Annotated in this window: 14 protein-coding genes; 9 read left to right on the top strand and 5 right to left on the bottom strand. The window is 64.4% G+C overall.

Annotated features, from left to right (window positions below):
• Nucleotides 1-8: 8 nt before the first annotated feature.
• The 8 genes from RDV64_RS20120 to nuoI all read left to right on the top strand — a co-directional run bounded on the left by RDV64_RS20120 (nucleotide 9) and on the right by nuoI (nucleotide 10,748).
• The gene (locus RDV64_RS20120) at nucleotides 9-1,208 is read left to right on the top strand and encodes an NADH-quinone oxidoreductase subunit D (RefSeq protein ID WP_309199556.1); all 1,200 of its coding nucleotides are present in this window, start codon (nucleotides 9-11) and stop codon (nucleotides 1,206-1,208) included.
• Nucleotides 1,209-1,316: 108 nt separating this feature from the next.
• Nucleotides 1,317-2,654 (top strand): NADH-quinone oxidoreductase subunit NuoE, encoded by a 1,338-nt coding sequence (nuoE, locus tag RDV64_RS20115; protein WP_309196743.1) that lies wholly within the window; start codon nucleotides 1,317-1,319, stop codon nucleotides 2,652-2,654.
• A gap of 67 nt (nucleotides 2,655-2,721) precedes the next feature.
• A complete protein-coding gene (nuoF, locus tag RDV64_RS20110; protein ID WP_309196742.1) occupies nucleotides 2,722-4,005 on the top strand; it encodes an NADH-quinone oxidoreductase subunit NuoF in 1,284 nt (427 codons plus the stop codon).
• 174 nt (nucleotides 4,006-4,179) lie between these two features.
• A complete protein-coding gene (locus tag RDV64_RS20105; RefSeq protein ID WP_309196741.1) occupies nucleotides 4,180-6,270 on the top strand; it encodes a PAS domain-containing protein in 2,091 nt (696 codons plus the stop codon).
• A 234-nt stretch (nucleotides 6,271-6,504) separates the two neighbouring features.
• Complete coding sequence (gene nuoG / locus RDV64_RS20100) at nucleotides 6,505-8,595, top strand: NADH-quinone oxidoreductase subunit NuoG (RefSeq protein WP_309196740.1); 2,091 nt, start codon at nucleotides 6,505-6,507, stop codon at nucleotides 8,593-8,595.
• Entirely contained in the window at nucleotides 8,592-8,972 is a 381-nt protein-coding gene (locus RDV64_RS20095; protein ID WP_309196739.1) for an SH3 domain-containing protein, read from the top strand. Before nuoG ends, RDV64_RS20095 begins: the two co-directional genes overlap by 4 nt.
• A gap of 131 nt (nucleotides 8,973-9,103) precedes the next feature.
• Nucleotides 9,104-10,180 carry an NADH-quinone oxidoreductase subunit NuoH gene (gene nuoH, locus RDV64_RS20090; RefSeq protein ID WP_309196738.1) on the top strand — a complete coding sequence of 359 codons (1,077 nt, stop codon included), beginning with the start codon at nucleotides 9,104-9,106 and terminating at the stop codon, nucleotides 10,178-10,180.
• Nucleotides 10,181-10,256: 76 nt separating this feature from the next.
• Complete coding sequence (nuoI, locus tag RDV64_RS20085; protein WP_309196737.1) at nucleotides 10,257-10,748, top strand: NADH-quinone oxidoreductase subunit NuoI; 492 nt, start codon at nucleotides 10,257-10,259, stop codon at nucleotides 10,746-10,748.
• A 97-nt stretch (nucleotides 10,749-10,845) separates the two neighbouring features.
• Here nuoI and RDV64_RS20080 read toward each other — a convergent pair whose 3' ends face one another.
• From RDV64_RS20080 to RDV64_RS20065, 4 genes are all read right to left on the bottom strand, one after another.
• Entirely contained in the window at nucleotides 10,846-11,406 is a 561-nt protein-coding gene (locus RDV64_RS20080; RefSeq protein WP_309196736.1) for a fasciclin domain-containing protein, read from the bottom strand.
• A 130-nt stretch (nucleotides 11,407-11,536) separates the two neighbouring features.
• Complete coding sequence (locus RDV64_RS20075; protein WP_309196735.1) at nucleotides 11,537-13,162, bottom strand: AMP-binding protein; 1,626 nt, start codon at nucleotides 13,160-13,162, stop codon at nucleotides 11,537-11,539.
• Nucleotides 13,163-13,167: 5 nt separating this feature from the next.
• Complete coding sequence (locus tag RDV64_RS20070; protein WP_309196734.1) at nucleotides 13,168-13,992, bottom strand: phytanoyl-CoA dioxygenase family protein; 825 nt, start codon at nucleotides 13,990-13,992, stop codon at nucleotides 13,168-13,170.
• A gap of 145 nt (nucleotides 13,993-14,137) precedes the next feature.
• Nucleotides 14,138-14,458 carry a helix-turn-helix domain-containing protein gene (locus tag RDV64_RS20065; RefSeq protein WP_309196733.1) on the bottom strand — a complete coding sequence of 107 codons (321 nt, stop codon included), beginning with the start codon at nucleotides 14,456-14,458 and terminating at the stop codon, nucleotides 14,138-14,140.
• A 513-nt stretch (nucleotides 14,459-14,971) separates the two neighbouring features.
• Between RDV64_RS20065 and purB the strand changes: the two genes are divergently transcribed.
• Nucleotides 14,972-16,285: an adenylosuccinate lyase gene (gene purB / locus RDV64_RS20060; RefSeq protein WP_309196732.1), complete on the top strand. Its 1,314-nt coding sequence runs from the start codon at nucleotides 14,972-14,974 to the stop codon at nucleotides 16,283-16,285.
• A 95-nt stretch (nucleotides 16,286-16,380) separates the two neighbouring features.
• Here the strand turns inward: purB and RDV64_RS20055 are convergent, their stop codons facing one another.
• The gene (locus tag RDV64_RS20055) at nucleotides 16,381-17,364 is read right to left on the bottom strand and encodes a TIM44-like domain-containing protein (RefSeq protein WP_309196731.1); all 984 of its coding nucleotides are present in this window, start codon (nucleotides 17,362-17,364) and stop codon (nucleotides 16,381-16,383) included.
• Nucleotides 17,365-17,450 lie beyond the last annotated feature (86 nt).

Genomic DNA, 17,450 nt, shown 5'->3' with positions numbered 1-17,450 from the left:
AGCGCACCATGCCGGAGACCGCGCCGACCGAGCGCGAGGTCCGCAACTTCAACATCAATTTCGGTCCCCAGCACCCTGCCGCCCACGGCGTGCTGCGCCTGGTGCTGGAGCTGGACGGCGAGATCGTCACCCGGGTAGATCCGCACATCGGCCTTCTTCACCGCGGCACCGAAAAGCTGATCGAGCACAAGACCTACACCCAGGCCGTGCCCTATTTTGACCGGCTCGACTACGTGGCGCCGATGAACCAGGAGCACGCCTTTGCGCTGGCGGTCGAAAAGCTCCTCGGCATTGATATTCCGCGCCGCGCCCAGCTGATCCGCGTCCTTTACTCCGAGATCGGCCGGCTGTTGTCGCACCTTCTCAACGTCACCACGCAGGCGCTCGACGTTGGCGCGCTCACCCCGCCGCTGTGGGGCTTTGAAGAGCGCGAGAAGCTGATGATGTTCTACGAGCGCGCCTGCGGTGCGCGGCTTCACGCCAATTATTTCCGCCCCGGCGGCGTTCATCAGGACCTGCCGGACGACCTCGTCGACGACATCGAGGCTTTCTGCGATCCGTTCCTGAAAGTGGTCGACGACCTCGACGACCTGATCACCGAAAACCGCATCTTCAAGCAGCGCAACGTCGACATCGGCGTCGTGACGCTGGACGAATGCTGGGCTTGGGGCTTTTCGGGCGTGATGGTGCGCGGCTCGGGCGCCGCCTGGGACCTTCGCCGTTCGCAGCCCTACGAGTGCTACGACGAGTTCAAGTTCCAGATCCCCATCGGCAAGAACGGTGATTGTTACGACCGCTATCTCATCCGTATGGAAGAGATGCGCCAGTCGGTCTCCATCATGCGCCAGGCGATTGCCAAGTTGCGCACGACCGGCGGGCCCGTCCACACGCTGGATGGCAAGATTGCACCGCCCAAGCGCGCCGAGATGAAGCGCTCCATGGAAGCGCTGATCCACCACTTCAAGCTCTACACCGAAGGCTATCATGTGCCCGAGGGTGAGGTGTATGTTGCGGTGGAGGCGCCCAAGGGCGAGTTCGGCGTCTATCTGGTCTCAGATGGCACGAACAAGCCGTACCGCTGCAAGATCAAGGCGCCCGGCTTTGCCCACCTGCAGGCCATGGACACCATGTGCGAAGGCCACATGCTGGCCGATGTCGCTGCGATCCTCGGTTCGCTCGACATCGTGTTCGGTGAAGTTGACCGCTGATTTGCGAGCCGCCCCGATGCACCGCGGCGGCCGCATTGTTAGCGGCTGTCATTTCGTCCCGAGAGTGCTAATGAAAAGCGCGATCAAAGAGAATTCCGGAGCCGACCCATGGCCGTAAGGCGCCTCGCCGACGATCAACCCAAATCGTTTGAGTTCACGCCCGACAACCTGACCTGGGCGCACGGGAAAGTCGCCGACTATCCCGAAGGACGACAGGCGAGCGCGGTGATCCCGATCCTGTGGCGTGCCCAGGAGCAGAACAATGGCTGGCTGCCCGAGCCTGCCATCCGCCTCGTGGCGGACATGCTGGACATGCCCTACATTCGCGTCTTCGAGATCGCGACGTTCTACACCATGTTCCAGCTGAAGCCGGTGGGCACGGTCGCCCACATCGGCGTTTGCGGCACCACGCCGTGCATGCTGCGCGGCTCCGAAGACATCATCTCCATCTGCAAGAACCGCATTGCCGCCCACGCATTCGACGTGTCGGAAGATGGCAAGTTCTCGTGGGAGGAGGTGGAGTGTGCGGGCGCCTGCGTGAACGCGCCCATGGTGCAGATTGGTGCAGAGACCTACGAGGACCTCAGCCCCGAGACCTTCAACGCCCTGCTGGACACGCTGGATTCCGGCGGAACGCCGACGCCGGGGCCGCAATCGGCCCGCAAATCTTCCGAACCGCTGTCCGGTGCCACCACGCTGAAAGAGCCGGTGGACCGCGCGCCGGCACAAGGCAGCGAGGTCGATGATCCGGACAGCTTGCCCGAAGCCAATGTCGATCCCACCGTGCCGGAAGCGCGCGGCGAGGCGGCAGGCCGGCCGAGCGGCGAAGGCCGGGCCGAAACGGAGGTCGCCCGCTCGGGTGCCCCGTCCGGAGACGACACGGCGGCCACCGAGACCAAGACGGGCACCCCGGCCGAAGACATGACCGACCGCCCGCCCGAGCATGCGGGCCTCAAGACCTCCGACGCCGTGGATGTGACGGCGGCAACCGGTGACGAAGGCCGCGCCTCCGCAGCGGTCGACGCGCAGGCGCCCGCCAGCCCGTCCGTTGCCGAATCCGAAGGCGCCTCCAGCGAGACGCCGGAGCTGGCCGAGAAGGTCGATGCGGACGTTGCGGACGAAACGGCCGACGCCGCAGAAGACCCGATGGCACCGCCCAACACCGACGCCGCGGCCCGCGCCGACGGGGAGGGCACGCGCCCGCCCGCCATGTCGCGCACCGAAGCCGAGCCGGTGGACGACCTGATGCGCATTTCCGGCGTGGGCAAGGTCATCCGCAAGACGCTGCACGATCTTGGCATCTTCAAGTTCGAGCAGATTGCCGCGTGGGACCAGTCCAACAAGGACTGGGTGAACGCCTATCTTGCATTCAAGGGTCGGATCGACCGCGAGAACTGGGTCGAGCAGGCCAAACTGATCATCGAGGAAAACCGGGACAAGTCGTGACGCGCGACGCGCGCCTCCTGGCGCCGACCGACCGTGACACCAATGGCTGCCGCTGGGGAATGAGACAATGCTGAGCGACAAGGACCGTATCTTCACCAACATCTACGGCTTTGAGGACTGGCGTCTCGAAGGCGCCAGGAAGCGCGGGCAGTGGTCTCAGACCAAGACGTTCATCGACAACGGGCGTGACTGGATCATCGAGCAGCTCAAGGGCTCGGGTCTGCGCGGGCGCGGCGGTGCGGGCTTCCCCACCGGCCTCAAGATGAGCTTCATGCCGAAGGGTGACGGAGAGCGGCCGCACTACCTCGTCGTCAATGCCGACGAGTCCGAGCCCGGCACCTGCAAGGACCGCGAGATCCTGCGCCACGATCCGCAGCACCTCATCGAGGGTTGCCTGATTGCCGGCAAGGCGATGGGCGCGCACTATTGCTACATCTACGTGCGCGGCGAGTATATCACCGAGCGTCTGCACCTCGAAGAGGCGGTGAAGGAGGCTTACAACGCCGGCCTCATCGGCAAGAACAACGTCCACGGCTGGGATTACGACATCTACGTGCACCACGGTGCGGGTGCGTACATCTGCGGCGAGGAAACCGCGCTCCTGGAAAGCCTGGAAGGCAAGAAGGGAATGCCGCGGCTGAAGCCGCCGTTCCCGGCCAATGTCGGCCTCTACGGTGCGCCGACCACCGTCAACAACGTCGAGACCATTGCCGTCATTCCGGAAATTCTGCGCCGCGGCGCCACGTGGTTTGCCGACCTTGGCCGCCCCAACAATGCGGGCACCAAGCTGTTCTGCATCTCCGGCCATGTGGAAGAGCCCTGCACGGTCGAGGAAGAGATGGGCATCCCTTTCCGCGAGCTGGTGGAAAAGCACTGCGGCGGTGTGCGCGGCGGGTGGGACAACCTCCTTGCCGTCATTCCCGGCGGGTCGTCCGTACCGCTGATCCCGCACTGGGAATGCGACGACCTGTTCATGGATTTCGATACGCTGAAGGACAGGAAGTCCGGCCTCGGCACCGCCGCCGTGATCGTGATGGACAAGTCCACCGACGTCGTGAAGGCCATTGCGCGGCTCGCTCACTTCTACAAGCACGAGAGCTGCGGCCAGTGCACCCCGTGCCGCGAGGGCACCGGCTGGATGTGGCGGGTGATGGAGCGCATGGTCGAGGGCCGAGCCGAGCTGCGCGAAATCGACGCGCTCTATCAGGTCACAAAGCAGATCGAGGGCCATACGATCTGCGCACTGGGCGATGCTGCCGCCTGGCCGATCCAGGGCCTGCTGCGCCATTTCCGCCCCGAGCTGGAGCGCCGGATCAACGAACGCGCCGCCGTTCCCATGGCGGCCGAATAACGGGCGCAGCCGACCCCCGCATTGCGTGATGAAAACGCCGCGTCCGAACCTCGGATGCGGCGTTTTTGCATCCGAGAAATGAGGTGGGCGCAGTCTCGCGAACCCCTCACACCAGCCAGACGCCAGCGTGATCCGATAGGCCAGAGATCCCTTCGCGACCATGACCGAGGCTTTATGCGGATACGTCCTGGGCTGCGCAATCACAACAACCGTGCGCTGATCGAGGTTCTGACCCGCACGCACGCGCTGGCGGAATTCTCGCCGGACGGAACGGTGCTGAGCGCCAACGAAAATTACCTGAAACCGCTCGGCTACGCGGAAGCGGACGTGATCGGCCAGCACCACCGCCTCGTGGTGCTGCCGGCAATCCGCGCATCAGCGGCATACGCAAAATTCTGGCAGGATCTTTCGCGCGGCACCGGGCTGACCGACGAGATGCCCCGCCTCGCCAGGGACGGCACCATCGTGTGGTTCAAGGCAAGCTATGCTCCGATCATCGGGCGGGACGGCGCCACCGAAAGCATCGCCTTCATCGGCACCGACATCACGCGCGAGAAGCGGCGCGCGCTGTGCAACGCCGCCAAGGTTCATGCGCTGGAAGATTCGCAGGCCGTGGTGGAGTATCTGGCGGACGGCACCATCGTGTCCGCCAACGAGCGCTTCCTGTCGATCATGGGCTACGCCAGGGAGAGCGTCGCCGGCCGGCACGACAGCATGTTCCTGCAAAAAGGCGACGCGCAGCTGCCGGCCTATCAGGCGCTGTGGGAGGCGCTGGGGGCCGGGGAGACCCAGTCCGGCCTATATAGCCGGAAGGCGCGCGATGGGCGCACCATCTATCTGGATGCAACCTTTCACCCGGTCACCAACGAGGCCGGGAAGGTTTACGCCGTGGTCGCCTACGCTGCGGACGCCAGCGCCCGTGTGCGCCAGAGCGGGTCCGACCGCGCCAGGATCGAGGCGCTCGAAGCCACCTGCGCCCTTGCGGAATTCTCCCCCAGCGGGACGCTCACGGCTGCCAACGAAGCCTTCGCAGCCCTCCTTGGCAGTGACGACAAGCGCCTGCGCGGAACGCCCCACCGGCAGCTGGTTCCGCGGGAAATACGGGCGGAAGAGGCAGCCTTCTGGCGCGAGATCGTTGGCGGTGCGCCGTCCTGCGGCAGGGTCACCCGCCTCACAAAAGACGGACAGACGCGCACGTTCCACGCTGCCTACCTGCCGGTGAGGGCGCCGGACGGGAGCGTTGACAGAGTGCTTGTCCTCGCCATTCCCGCGGGGTCTGGCGCGGTTGCCACCCGCACCGGCGTTCCCGGCGAAACGGAGCCCCACGAAGGCCTCGCCAATATCGTGACTGACGCCGAAGGCCGCATTCAGCACGTCAGCCAGCCCTATCTGGACCGCAGCGGTCACGACCTTGCCCACCTGCGCGGCCGCAAGCTCGGCGATGTCGCCGCTGACCACAAGCACCGCTGCACGAATGGCGACCGGATTGCCTCGCGAATCGCGGCCGGAGAGCCTTTTACCGAAGAAATTCTCGCACGCACCAAAGGCGGGGTGCCCTACTGGGCGTTGCTCATCGGCAATCCGGTGCGCGATGCCGACGGCAAGGTCACGCGTTTCGTCGCCACCGAAATCGACATCACCGAAACCAAGCACCGTGCACTCGCCTACGAGACGAGGGTGAATGCCATCCAGGGCGCCGCGGTGGTGCTGGAGTGGGACCATCAGGGCGCGCTGACGGGGGCCAGTGCCAAGGCGCTTAGCCTCTTTCGCGCCCAGTCCGAGGATGCACTCCGCGCCGATTCGCGAATCGCGCTGGGCAAGATCGCGGACAAGGCGGAACGCAAGCGCCTCTCGGCCGGAGAGACCATCGAAAAATCCGTCGGCTTTGAATTGTCCGCAACCGAAAGAGTGAACCTTTCGGCCAGCATCCAGCCGGTGCGCGATGCCGATGGCGCGGTGACCGGTACGATCCTGTTCGGCGTCAACACGTCGGCCCGGTCCAACGCTGTCTCCGAGCTGATCGCGAGGGTCCTCGACGACATCGACAAGACCGCGAGCGACATTTCGGCCGTTTCCCACCAGACCAACATGCTGGCGCTCAACGCCACAATCGAATCGGCACGGGCCGGGCCGGCAGGGAAGGGTTTTTCGGTCGTGGCGTCCGAGATCAAATCACTGGCCGATCGTTCCTCGCAGCTGACCACGGAGATCGGCGCCATGGTGGTCGCAACGCAGGACAAGATCCGCGAACTGCGCGACGCGTAAGCCCATGAATGTGGCCGGATCGCGAAAAAGGCGTGTGTGCGGTGCAACCAAGCGACGCGTTCGGCGCGACGGCGTTGCCGAACGCGCCAATTTCGTATTGAAAGACCGGAGTGTTTAGAGCACGTCCAACTACAAGGCCGGCGTTGTCGGCGGAACGCGCTCGGGAGTCCGATCTTGGGCCCGCTGCAGCGACGCTCCATTTGCGCTGCAGACGGCCCTAGTGCTGGGGAAACTATGACGAAGCTCATCATCGACGACGCCGAGATCGAGGTGCCCGACCACTACACGCTGTTGCAGGCGTGTGAGGCGGCCGGTGCCGAAATTCCGCGATTCTGTTTTCACGAGCGTCTGTCGATTGCCGGCAACTGCCGCATGTGCCTCGTGCAGGTGGTGGGCGGCCCCCCCAAGCCCGTCGCCAGCTGTGCGATGAGCGTGAAGGACATGCGCCCCGGTCGCGACGGAACGCCGCCGACCATTCACACCAAGACCGACTTTGTGAAGAAGGCGCGCGAGGGGGTGATGGAGTTCCTCCTCATCAACCACCCGCTGGATTGCCCGATCTGCGACCAGGGCGGCGAGTGCGACCTGCAGGACCAGGCGATGGCCTACGGCGTCTCCGGCTCGCGCTTTGCGGAAAACAAGCGCGCTGTCGAGGACAAGCACATCGGCCCGCTGGTCAAGACGATCATGAACCGGTGCATCCAGTGCACCCGCTGCGTGCGCTTTGTCACCGAAGTTGCCGGTGTGCCGGACCTTGGCGCCATCGGCCGCGGCGAGGACATGGAGATCACCACCTACCTCGAGACCGCGATGCAGTCCGAGCTGCAGGGCAACGTGATCGACCTTTGCCCCGTGGGCGCGCTCACCTCCAAGCCCTACGCCTTCCAGGCCCGCCCGTGGGAACTGACAAAGACCGAATCGGTCGACGTGATGGACGCGGTCGGCTCTGCAATTCGCGTGGATGCCCGCGGGCGTGACGTGATGCGCATCATGCCCCGCCTCAACGAGGCGGTGAACGAGGAGTGGATCTCCGACAAGACCCGCTTCATCTGGGACGGCCTGAAGACCCAGCGCCTCGACCAGCCTTATGTGCGCGTGGATGGCAAGCTGCGCCCCGCAAGCTGGCGCGAGGCCTTCGGCGCCATCAAGGATCGGATCGCAAACACCCAGCCGGAGCGCATCGGCGCCATCGGCGGCGACCTTGCCACGGCAGAAGAGCTGTTCGCCTTCAAGGCGCTGATGACCCGCCTCTCGGTCAAGTCCGTGGATTGCCGCCAGGATGGCTGGCCGCTCGACCCCGAAAACGGACGCGCCTCCTACCTCTTCAACCCCACCATTGCCGGGATCGAACAGGCCGACGCCATCCTCATCGTCGGTGCCAACCCGCGCTGGGATGCCGCTGTGCTGAACGCCCGCATCCGCAAGGCGTGGGTGCAGAACGGCACCAAGGTCGGCCTCATCGGCGAGCGGGTCGACCTTACATACCCCTACGCCTATGTCGGCGCCGGAACCCAGTCCCTGTCTGACCTCGGTGCCTTCGGTGAGATTCTGGCGAATGCCGAGCGGCCGATGGTGATTGTCGGCGCTGCGGCCCTCGGTGCGCCCGATGGGGCCGACGTCATGGCCACGGCCGCAAAGATCGCCGTCGATTGCGGCGCGATTGCAGGCGATTGGAACGGCTTCGGCGTCCTCCACACCGCAGCGTCCCGCGTTGGTGGCCTCGATGTGGGCTGCCTGCCGGAAGCGGGCGGCAAGAACACCGGCGAAATTCTCGAGGGCGCGCGCAGCGGTGGCATCGACACGCTGTTCCTGCTCGGGGCCGACGAACTGCCCTACGAAGCGCTCGAAAAGCCCTTCGTCATCTATATCGGCACCCATGGCGATGCTGGTGCCCATGCAGCGGACGTGATCCTGCCGGGTGCCACCTACGCCGAAAAATCGGGCACGATGGTCAACCTCGAAGGGCGGCCGCAGCACCTGTCCCGCGCCGCCTTTGCCCCTGGCGAAGCGCGTGAGGACTGGGCGATCCTGCGTGCCCTTTCGGCGGAGCTGAACCGCAAGCTTCCGTTCGACAGCCTGGCCGCCCTCAATGCCGCGATGGTTGCGGTGGCGCCCTGGCTTGCGCAGACCGACCACGTGGTTCCGGCCGACCCCGAAGCTGTTCGGGCGCTTGCGGGACGCGCGGGCTCGCTGGAAGACCGCGCATTCGTCAACCCCATCAAGAGCTTCCACCTCACCAACCCGATTGCCCGCGCCTCTGCCGTCATGGCCGAATGTGCGCGCACGTTCGCGGAAGGTGACAAGGTCGCGGAAGCGGCTGAATGAAGCGCACCGCCATCATCGCAATCGGCCTCATGGGCGCGATCGGTGCTGCCACGGCACAGCCGCTGGACGTGCCGGTGATGATTGGCGCTGAAGCGGATCTGGACGCGTGCACCGGCGTTGGCCGAATTGCGCGCCTCGACCCCAATGGCGACGGCTTTCTGGCCGTGCGGCGTGGCCCGGAGGCGGGCTACGCCAAGATTGACGAACTCTACAACAACGATGTTGTCACCATCTGCGACGAGAATGGTGGCTGGTACGGCATCGTCTACGGCCAGAATTGCGGCACCAGCTCGCCGGTTCCGCGGCCCATGGCCTATAGCGGCCCGTGCCGCAACGGCTGGGTCTACGGCCGCTATGTGGACTATATCGCCGGCTAGGCCGGATGTGCCGGCGTCAGAGCCGGCAGACCAAGGGGCCGCTTCGGGGACCCCGCGTGACTGGAACGGCCGGCATTGCCGGCGGGAAGATCAAGGCTCGGCCGATGGCCGGAGCCGGTTGAGGATGACGAATGGCTGAATTCTGGAGCGACTACGCCGCGCCCGGCATCATTATCGTGCTGCAGAGCGTGCTGCTGCTCGTGGTGCTGCTCGTCATCATCGCCTACGTGCTCTTGGCGGACCGCAAGATCTGGGCGGCGGTGCAGCTGCGCAAGGGTCCCAACGTGGTGGGCGCCTTCGGCCTCCTGCAATCCTTTGCCGACCTTCTGAAGTTTGCCCTCAAGGAGCCGGTCATCCCGGCCGGCGCCGACAAGACGGTGTTCCTGCTGGCGCCGCTGGTCATGGCCGTTCTGTCCATGACCGCATGGGTGGTGATGCCGGTTGCCCCCGGCTGGGTGATTGCAGACGTCAACCTTGGCGTCCTCTTCATCCTCGCGATCTCGTCGCTTGGCGTCTACGGCGTGATCATGGGCGGCTGGGCTTCCAACTCCAAATACCCGTTCCTGGGCGCGCTCCGCTCCTCGGCGCAGATGATTTCCTACGAGGTCTCAATCGGCCTCGTGATGATCACCGTTCTTCTCTGCGTCGGCTCGCTCAACGTGTCGGACGTGGTGATCTCGCAGTCCACCGGGCTTGCGACCATGCTGGGCGTGCCGTGGCTGACCATTCTCAACTGGTACTGGCTGCCGCTCTTCCCGATCTTCATCATCTTCTTCATCTCGGCGCTGGCTGAAACCAACCGCCCGCCATTCGACCTTCCCGAGGCAGAGTCGGAGCTGGTCGCGGGCTTCATGGTCGAATATGCGTCGATCCCGTACATGATGTTCATGCTGGGCGAGTATGTCGCCATCGGCATGATGTGCGCGCTGACCACCGTGCTGTTCCTGGGCGGTTGGCTCCCGCCGCTGGCCGTCGTGCCCTTCATCTGGGTGCCGGGTGTGATCTGGTTCCTGCTGAAATGCCTCATGGTGTTCTTCATGTTCGCCATGGTGAAATCCATCGTGCCCCGCTACCGCTACGACCAGCTGATGCGCCTTGGCTGGAAGGTGTTCCTGCCGGCCTCGCTGGTTGCGATTGTTGTGGTCGCCGTGGTGCTGAAACTGACTGACTGGCGCTGGGACCCGACCGTGCTCGTCGTCGTCAACTGACGGCGGCGTCAAACGCCAGAGACCAAGACCAACTGCGGACCGGCAAACGGCCGATCCAGAAGAACTGGGGAATTTTATGGCGACGCTTCAGGGCACAGCCAAATCGCTTTTCCTGGCCGAGTTCGTCTCGGCCTTCGGGCTTGGCATGCGCTATTTCTTCAAGCCGAAGGCGACGGTGAACTATCCCTTCGAGAAGAACCCGATCTCGCCCCGGTTCCGCGGCGAGCACGCGCTGCGCCGTTATCCGAACGGCGAAGAGCGCTGCATCGCCTGCAAGCTGTGCGAGGCGATCTGTCCCGCCCAGGCGATCACCATCGAGGCGGGCCCCCGCCGCAATGACGGCACCCGCCGCACCACGCGGTACGACATCGACATGGTGAAGTGCATCTACTGCGGCCTGTGCCAGGAAGCCTGCCCGGTTGATGCCATCGTCGAAGGCCCGAACTTCGAGTTCGCTACCGAAACCCGCGAGGAACTCCTCTACGACAAGGACAAGCTCCTCTCCAACGGCGACCGCTGGGAAGAAGTGATCGCGGCCAACATCGCGGCCGATTCGCCCTACCGTTAAGCCAACAAGGCACGGCCGTCTGGTCATCCTTGTTGGACGCAGCACGAAAAAAGGCCGGCGTTTGAACGCCGCCCTTTCGTGTTTGCGGAGGGTGCAATTATTTCGGCAGGAGCACGCCGTCGATCACGTGAACCACACCGTTCTTCTGGTTCACATCGGTCTGGCTGATCCGGTAGCGGTTGCCGCTCTCGTCATAAATCACCGCGCCACCATTCATGAAGCGAACGCTGAGCGGCCCGCCCTCGACCGTTTTCAGGTTGGCAAGCTTGTCGGGGCTGCTTTGCGCCATCGCCATCAGGTCCGCGGCGCTGAGGTCGCCCGCCACCACATGGTAGGTGAGAACGCCGGCGAGCTGGGCCTTGTTCTGCGGCATCAGCAGCGTGTCGACGGTGCCGGCCGGCAGCGCCTCAAACGCGGCGTTGGTCGGCGCGAACACGGTGAACGGCCCGGGGCTCGCAAGCGTATCGACCAGGTCGGCGGCCTTCACCGCGGCGACCAGCGTGGTGAGGTTGTTCGCCTTGGATGCGTTCACGGGGATCGGCTGGGCCGGATCCATCGGCGCGCCGCCCACCATGGGCATGGTCTGGGCACTGGCGACCGACGAGATGGCGGCAAATGCTGCCGCGGTCAGCAGCATCGTGAATTTTGAAGTCGGCATGAGTCTTCCTCCGTTGTCCGGTTCTCTTTGCGAGAGGCCGGTTCAACAGGAGGTACGGAGCCGGGCCGCCGATGGATTACGGCAAGGGAAATCGACCCTGCGGCAAAATGGTCCGGCGTGAAGCCACGGCCTAGCCTCCGGCGCCGATGAGCTCGTTCGCCATGCGCGTCACGGAGACATAATCCACCTTGCCCGAGCCCAGCAGCGGCAGCGAAGGGACGGTGAACACCTGGCGGGGCAGATAACGCTCCGGCAGGCCCTGTTCGCGCAGCTTTTCGCGCAACCGGTCGGTGTCCGGCGCGGTTTCCTCGGTGATGAGCACGATTGCTTCGCCGCGTGTTGTCCCCGGGACGATGGCCGCGGCATGGAGCGCGTCCGGCCAGGCCGCGCCGGCAAGGTTTTCCACCGCGGCCAGCGAGGTCATTTCGCCGCCGATCTTGGCAAATCGCTTCAGCCGGCCGCGGATGGTCATGTACCCGTCTTCGAAGGATACAATGTCGCCGGTGTCGTGCCAGCCATCCTGCGGCGGGCGCACTGCGCCGGTCTCGGCGTCGATGTAGCCGGCCATGATGTTGGGGCCGCGCACCAGAAGACGCCGCCCTTCGTTCAGACCCGGAACCGCCACAAGGCGCGCCTCTATTCCTGGCATCAGCCGTCCCACCGTGCCATCGCGGATGTCGTCCGGATGGTTGGCGGCCAGCACGGGGCTTGTTTCGGTAACGCCGTAGCCTTCCACCACCACGAACCCGAACTTGGCGCGCACCAGTTCCCGCGTTTCAGGCCGCACGCGCTCGGCGCCGCACACGGCGAAGTGCAGTGAGGAGAGGCTGCCGTCGCCGGCGGCCTTGGCGTACTGGCGCAGGAACGTGTCGGTGGCGAGGAGGATGTTCGCTTTGGTTTCTGCAATGCGCTGCGCCACCTCCTTGGCACGCAGCGGCGAGGGGTGGAGGACCAGCTTGCGTCCCAGGACCAGCGGCAGGATCATCCCCGGCCCCAGCCCGTAACTGTGGAAGACGGGCAGGGGGTTGAAGAAGATCTTCGCCCGCTCCAGCGGCAAAGAGGCCACCACCTGTGCCGTGTTGGCCATGAAGTTGCGGTGGCTGAGGACGACCCCTTTGGGATTTCCCTCCGCGCCGGACGTGAAGACGATGGCCGCCGGCGCATCCGCCGCATGGCGCGGGAGAAGCCCCAAAGGCGCAGCCACTGCGGCAAAAGCCTTGTCGGTGCCGGTGACGCGCGTGCGCAGGTCCTCCAGCGCCAGAACCGGTGCCGCAGCCGACAGCGCATCGGCAAGGGGCTCAAGGTTGGCGACCGACAAGAAACGGCTCGATGTGAGGATGGCGCCGATCCGCGCTGAACGGCACGCGGCCAGAAGCGGCCCGCGTCCGGCCGTGAAGTTCAGCATGGCGGGAATCTTGCCGGCAGCCAGCACGGCAAAATAGGCGATCACGGCGCCTGCGCTGGACGGCAGCATGATGCCCACCACATCGCCTTCGGTATCGCGGCGGATCACCCGTGAGAAGGCAGCGACCGCGCGGACCAGCTCGGTGTAGGTGAGGGTGCGCTTGTCGCCGTCCTCCACCGCAATCGTTGCGCCGCCGTGTTCCTTGCGCGCGCGGAGGAGTGCGGTCAGCACGCTGATGTCGGCGCCACTGTCCAGCGTCTTGCGCGAGGGGCCGTCGGCACGGGCCGCGATGTCGATCGGTCCCGGTTCGGTGTCATCGGCGGTGGTGGTGGGGGGGGCGGTCTGTTCCATGGCGATCAGGCGCGGAACGCGGTTTTCGTCGTGCCCTCGTAAAGGGCGGCCACTTGCGCTTCCATGGAAGCCTTGTGGGCCGCGACGGCAGCAATGTCCAAGTCGGCAGCCGGGCGCGGTTCGTGGACGAAATTGTGGTGGGTGTCTTCCCCGCGCACGAGTGTCGCGTAATCGCGCGTCTTCGTCTGGGCCAGGTGTGTGGGGATGTAGCGCAGCGCAAAGCCGATCCGCCGGTCGTTGCTGCGGTTGGGTTTGGAGCCGTGGACCAGAAGCACATGATGCAGGCTCATTTCGCCTGCTTTCAGCGGCACGTCGATCCCTTCGTCCTCCGGGACGTCCACCGCAATTTCCTGCCCGCGCGATAAAAGGTTCTCTTCGCTGAACGTGTCGGTGTGGGGGATCTGGGCCTTGTGGTGGCTGCCGGGCCAGAAGCGCATGGCGCCTGATTCCACAGGGGCATCGGCCAGTGCCACCCAGGCGGTCACGATGTCCGGCCCGTCGAGGCCCCAATAGGTGGCGTCCTGGTGCCACGAAACAAACGAACTGGAGCCGGGCTCCTTGATGAAGAACGACGAGCCCCACAGCATGATGTCGGGGCCCAGAAGGCTCTCCACCGCGTCGAGAATGGCCGGTGTGTGCGCAATCTCGCTCGCCCACGTGAAGAGAAGATGCGTCTTGTGGCGCAGGTTGCCGGAGATTGGACCGCCGCTGTCCGCTTCGTACCGTTCGAGTGCGGCCCGGAAACCGGCGGCATCATCTGCTGACATCGCCCTGATCGGGAAAATATGGCCGTCGCGCCTGAACTGGTCGCATTCCGCCTCGGTCAGCATTGTGGCTGTTTCCCCTGTCTGTTTTCGCCACCGTCGCGCAGCAGACGGACGTTGTGCAAGTCATGGAAAGGGACGGCAACGCGATACTGAGGAAGGCGGAAAGGGTCTGGGGAAATTATCCTGCCGTATTTAGGAAAATTAATACCTATTCGTTTGTGTGTGACGCAGCAGCCATGTCTCGCAAAACTGCGAGGGCGGCATCTCGACGATCAGGAGTCAATGTTCCAAAAAACGAGACAACCTGCACCGACACAGGGTCCAATTCCACGCCTTCCACAAGGTAGCTTACGGAAGTATCAAGCACTGCAGCCAACTTGCTGAGATTGTCGATGCGCGGCGTTGCCCCTTTCTGTTCGAGAATTTGCGTCAAATAGGCGGGATTCAATCCGGCTTCGCTACAGACTTGCGAGCGGGTTTTGCCGCTGATTTGTAGCTGGGATCTCAGTCTTGCTCTCCAATCGTTCATTGCTCGACAAAGCTTTCTCTTTCGATGGCCACGGTCTTCCTTACGACATCTATGAATAGCGAGCACGGCAAAGGTTGCAACCCCTCCTGCGAACTGCACCCTCTAATTGTGCAAATTGCAATTTTCTGTTCAGCGCGGGCGCCGATCATAGGTTTGAAATGCCCATAACGGCAACAATATTGAACGCGCACACACAATAATCGGACTTAACTACACGTATTTCGCAATGGGGGCCGGCTGTTTAACGGTCGTTTTCACGTCTTTTTTAGTTTCTGAAGAAGTGTAGTTATACAGATGCCGGCTTGGTGAAGCATTGCATTTCGCCAATTTGCAAAAAGGGTCGTGATTGCCGAATGAGGCGCAAAGGGGTTATTGCGTGGCGCTTGCCAGCCAAGCCCCGCAACGGCGAGGGGCAGGCTTCCGGGCGTTTTTGCCGACATTGTTGACAGTCTGCGCCGAAAGCCTGCGCCCCGAGAAGACCGCCCGTCCGGGCACCTGAGGAGAAGCAAAAAAATGATCCCGCGCTATTCGCGTCCCGAAATGAGTGCGATCTGGTCGCCGGAAACACGGTTCCGCATCTGGTTCGAAATTGAATCGCATGCGGCCGATGCGATGGCCGATCTCGGCGCCATTCCGGCCGAAGCCGCAGAGGTGATTCGCGAAAAGGGAAGCGCCGCCGTGTTCGACGTGGCGCGGATCGACGAGATCGAGCGCGAGACCCGGCATGATGTCATCGCGTTCCTCACCCATCTTGCCGAGATTGTCGGGCCCGAAGCCCGCTTCGTGCATCAGGGGATGACGTCGTCGGACGTGCTCGACACCACGCTTGCCGTTCAGCTCACCCGCGCCGCCGACCTGCTGATTGCCGACGTGGAGAAGCTGCTGTCGGCACTGCGCACCCGCGCCATGGAACACAAGCTGACGCCGACCATCGGCCGCAGCCACGGCATCCATGCCGAGCCGACCACATTCGGCCTCAAGCTCGCGTTCGCCTACGCCGAGTTCGAGCGGGCGCGGACCCGGCTTCTGGCGGCGCGCGAAGAGGTCGCCACCTGCGCAATCTCCGGCGCGGTCGGGACGTTTGCGCACATCGACCCGCGGGTTGAGGCGCACGTTGCCGAAAAGATGGGGCTGTTTGTGGAGCCGATTTCCACACAGGTGATCCCGCGGGACCGTCACGCGGCATTTTTCGCGACACTGGGTGTGGTTGCCTCGTCCGTCGAGCGGCTTTCCACCGAAATCCGGCACCTGCAGCGCACCGAGGTGGGCGAGGTGCAGGAGGCGTTCGGCAAGGGGCAGAAGGGGTCTTCCGCAATGCCCCACAAGAAGAACCCGATTCTCACCGAAAACCTGACCGGCCTTGCCCGCATGGTGCGTGCCTACGCGCTCCCGGCGATGGAAAACGTTGCGCTGTGGCATGAGCGGGACATCTCGCACTCGTCGGTGGAGCGGATGATCGGGCCGGATGCGACGGTAACGCTGGATTTTGCCCTGTCGCGGCTCACCGGCGTGATCGAGGGGCTTGTGGTAAGGCCGGAGCGGATGGCCGCCAACCTCGATCTTCTGGGTGGTCTCATCCACTCCCAGCAGCTCCTGCTGGCGCTCACCAAGGCCGGCGTTTCGCGGGAGGACGCCTACCACCTCGTCCAGCGCAACGCGATGGCCGCACACAATGGCGAGGGCCGCTTTCGCGATCTGGTCGAGGCGGACGAGGACATCTGCGCTGCCGTCGACCTGCAGGAGCGGGCGGCTGCCTTCGATGAGGCGTCCCACCTGCGCAATGTGGACGTGATCTTTTCCCGCGTGTTCGGACCCGAATTGCACTGAAGCCGGCACGCAGGGCGTCACAGGGCGCCTGAGCAAGACACAAAAAAGCCCGCGGCGGGTGATCCCGCCGCGGGCTTTTGCCTGAGTTGGTGCGCTCAGACGTCCTGAATGGCGGAAAGCTTCCAGTCGCCGCCGACAGGGCGCACGAAGGTCCAGACCTCGATTGTTTCGCTGGGCTGTGCATCGCCATCCGCAATGGCGCCGGTGTTGCGATCGCGCATGACGTCGACGCTTTCGTAGCGCATGGCCACCGTGGCGTACTCGTCGTTGTTCTCGCGCCAGGCTTCGGCAAGGTCGCCCTGCAGAAGCTTCACGTCCGTCACGTCGTTCCGCACGCCGTTGACGGCATTCTCGCTCAGCTCTTCGGACAGGAATGACACGATTTCCGGGGTCGAGCGGGCGCGAAGGCCGGCATAGTCTTCGCGGGTGAATGATGCCTGGATCTCGACGAGAAGCTGCTCGAAGGCTTCGAGGTCGTCATTAGTTATGCCGATCTCGTCGGTGCCGTCGCCAACGATGGCGGCAGCATCCGCCCCGGCGGACGAGGCGGGCGCAGCACCCATGCCGCTGCCGGCGGACTCGAAGTCAAACCGCTGCGGGCGTGCGCCGGATGCACCGGCAAGCGCCGGCTCCTTCTTGGAGCGGAAATAGCGCATCAGCAGGGAGACCACCAGAATCACGATGCCGACCTGCAGGATTAGGCCGAGAAAGCCTGCCATGCCGCCAAGACCGCCGCCGAACATCATGCCGATCAGACCGCCCAGCATGAGGCCGCCGAGAAGGCCGCCCATCATCCCGCCGAACATGCCGCCGCGCTGGCCGGCTGCGGCTGCGCCATTGCGTGTGGCACCGGCAGCGCCCGGCTGGCCGGACTGCTGCTGCGGGGTCATCGAGCGGTTCACTGGCTGGGCCTGTTTCGGCGCGGTGCGGGTGGGGGCGGGGGTGCTGAAAGTGCGTGCGCCCCTGCTGCCGAAGCCGCCGCCGCGGCGGGCTTCTGCAAAGTCAGTCGCGACGAGGGTCAACCCGACGCTGAGTATGGCGAGGAGGACAAGACCACGAAGGCGGCTCAAAGCGCGCATGAAACACTCCAAAAAGACGGTTCGGGCGAATATGGGGACGGCGCGCCGGCATTTAAACAGAGCGCGTGCAGATTGCCTTTTGAGGT

The sequence above is a fragment of the Acuticoccus sp. MNP-M23 genome, assembly GCF_031195445.1.
Classification (GTDB): domain Bacteria; phylum Pseudomonadota; class Alphaproteobacteria; order Rhizobiales; family Amorphaceae; genus Acuticoccus.
Note: the sequence above shows the minus strand (reverse complement) of the source record. Positions and strands in the feature narration are given on the sequence as shown.

Coding starts and splice junctions, on each gene's coding strand:
- nuoH (WP_309196738.1), top strand. CDS start 9,104: ATGGCTGAATTCTGGAGCGACTACGCCGCGCCCGGCATCATTATCGTG.
- purB (WP_309196732.1), top strand. CDS start 14,972: ATGATCCCGCGCTATTCGCGTCCCGAAATGAGTGCGATCTGGTCGCCG.
- RDV64_RS20055 (WP_309196731.1), bottom strand. CDS start 17,364: ATGCGCGCTTTGAGCCGCCTTCGTGGTCTTGTCCTCCTCGCCATACTC.
- RDV64_RS20080 (WP_309196736.1), bottom strand. CDS start 11,406: ATGCCGACTTCAAAATTCACGATGCTGCTGACCGCGGCAGCATTTGCC.
- nuoF (WP_309196742.1), top strand. CDS start 2,722: ATGCTGAGCGACAAGGACCGTATCTTCACCAACATCTACGGCTTTGAG.
- RDV64_RS20070 (WP_309196734.1), bottom strand. CDS start 13,992: ATGCTGACCGAGGCGGAATGCGACCAGTTCAGGCGCGACGGCCATATT.
- RDV64_RS20065 (WP_309196733.1), bottom strand. CDS start 14,458: ATGAACGATTGGAGAGCAAGACTGAGATCCCAGCTACAAATCAGCGGC.
- nuoG (WP_309196740.1), top strand. CDS start 6,505: ATGACGAAGCTCATCATCGACGACGCCGAGATCGAGGTGCCCGACCAC.
- nuoE (WP_309196743.1), top strand. CDS start 1,317: ATGGCCGTAAGGCGCCTCGCCGACGATCAACCCAAATCGTTTGAGTTC.
- RDV64_RS20105 (WP_309196741.1), top strand. CDS start 4,180: ATGCGGATACGTCCTGGGCTGCGCAATCACAACAACCGTGCGCTGATC.
- nuoI (WP_309196737.1), top strand. CDS start 10,257: ATGGCGACGCTTCAGGGCACAGCCAAATCGCTTTTCCTGGCCGAGTTC.
- RDV64_RS20095 (WP_309196739.1), top strand. CDS start 8,592: ATGAAGCGCACCGCCATCATCGCAATCGGCCTCATGGGCGCGATCGGT.
- RDV64_RS20075 (WP_309196735.1), bottom strand. CDS start 13,162: ATGGAACAGACCGCCCCCCCCACCACCACCGCCGATGACACCGAACCG.
- RDV64_RS20120 (WP_309199556.1), top strand. CDS start 9: ATGCCGGAGACCGCGCCGACCGAGCGCGAGGTCCGCAACTTCAACATC.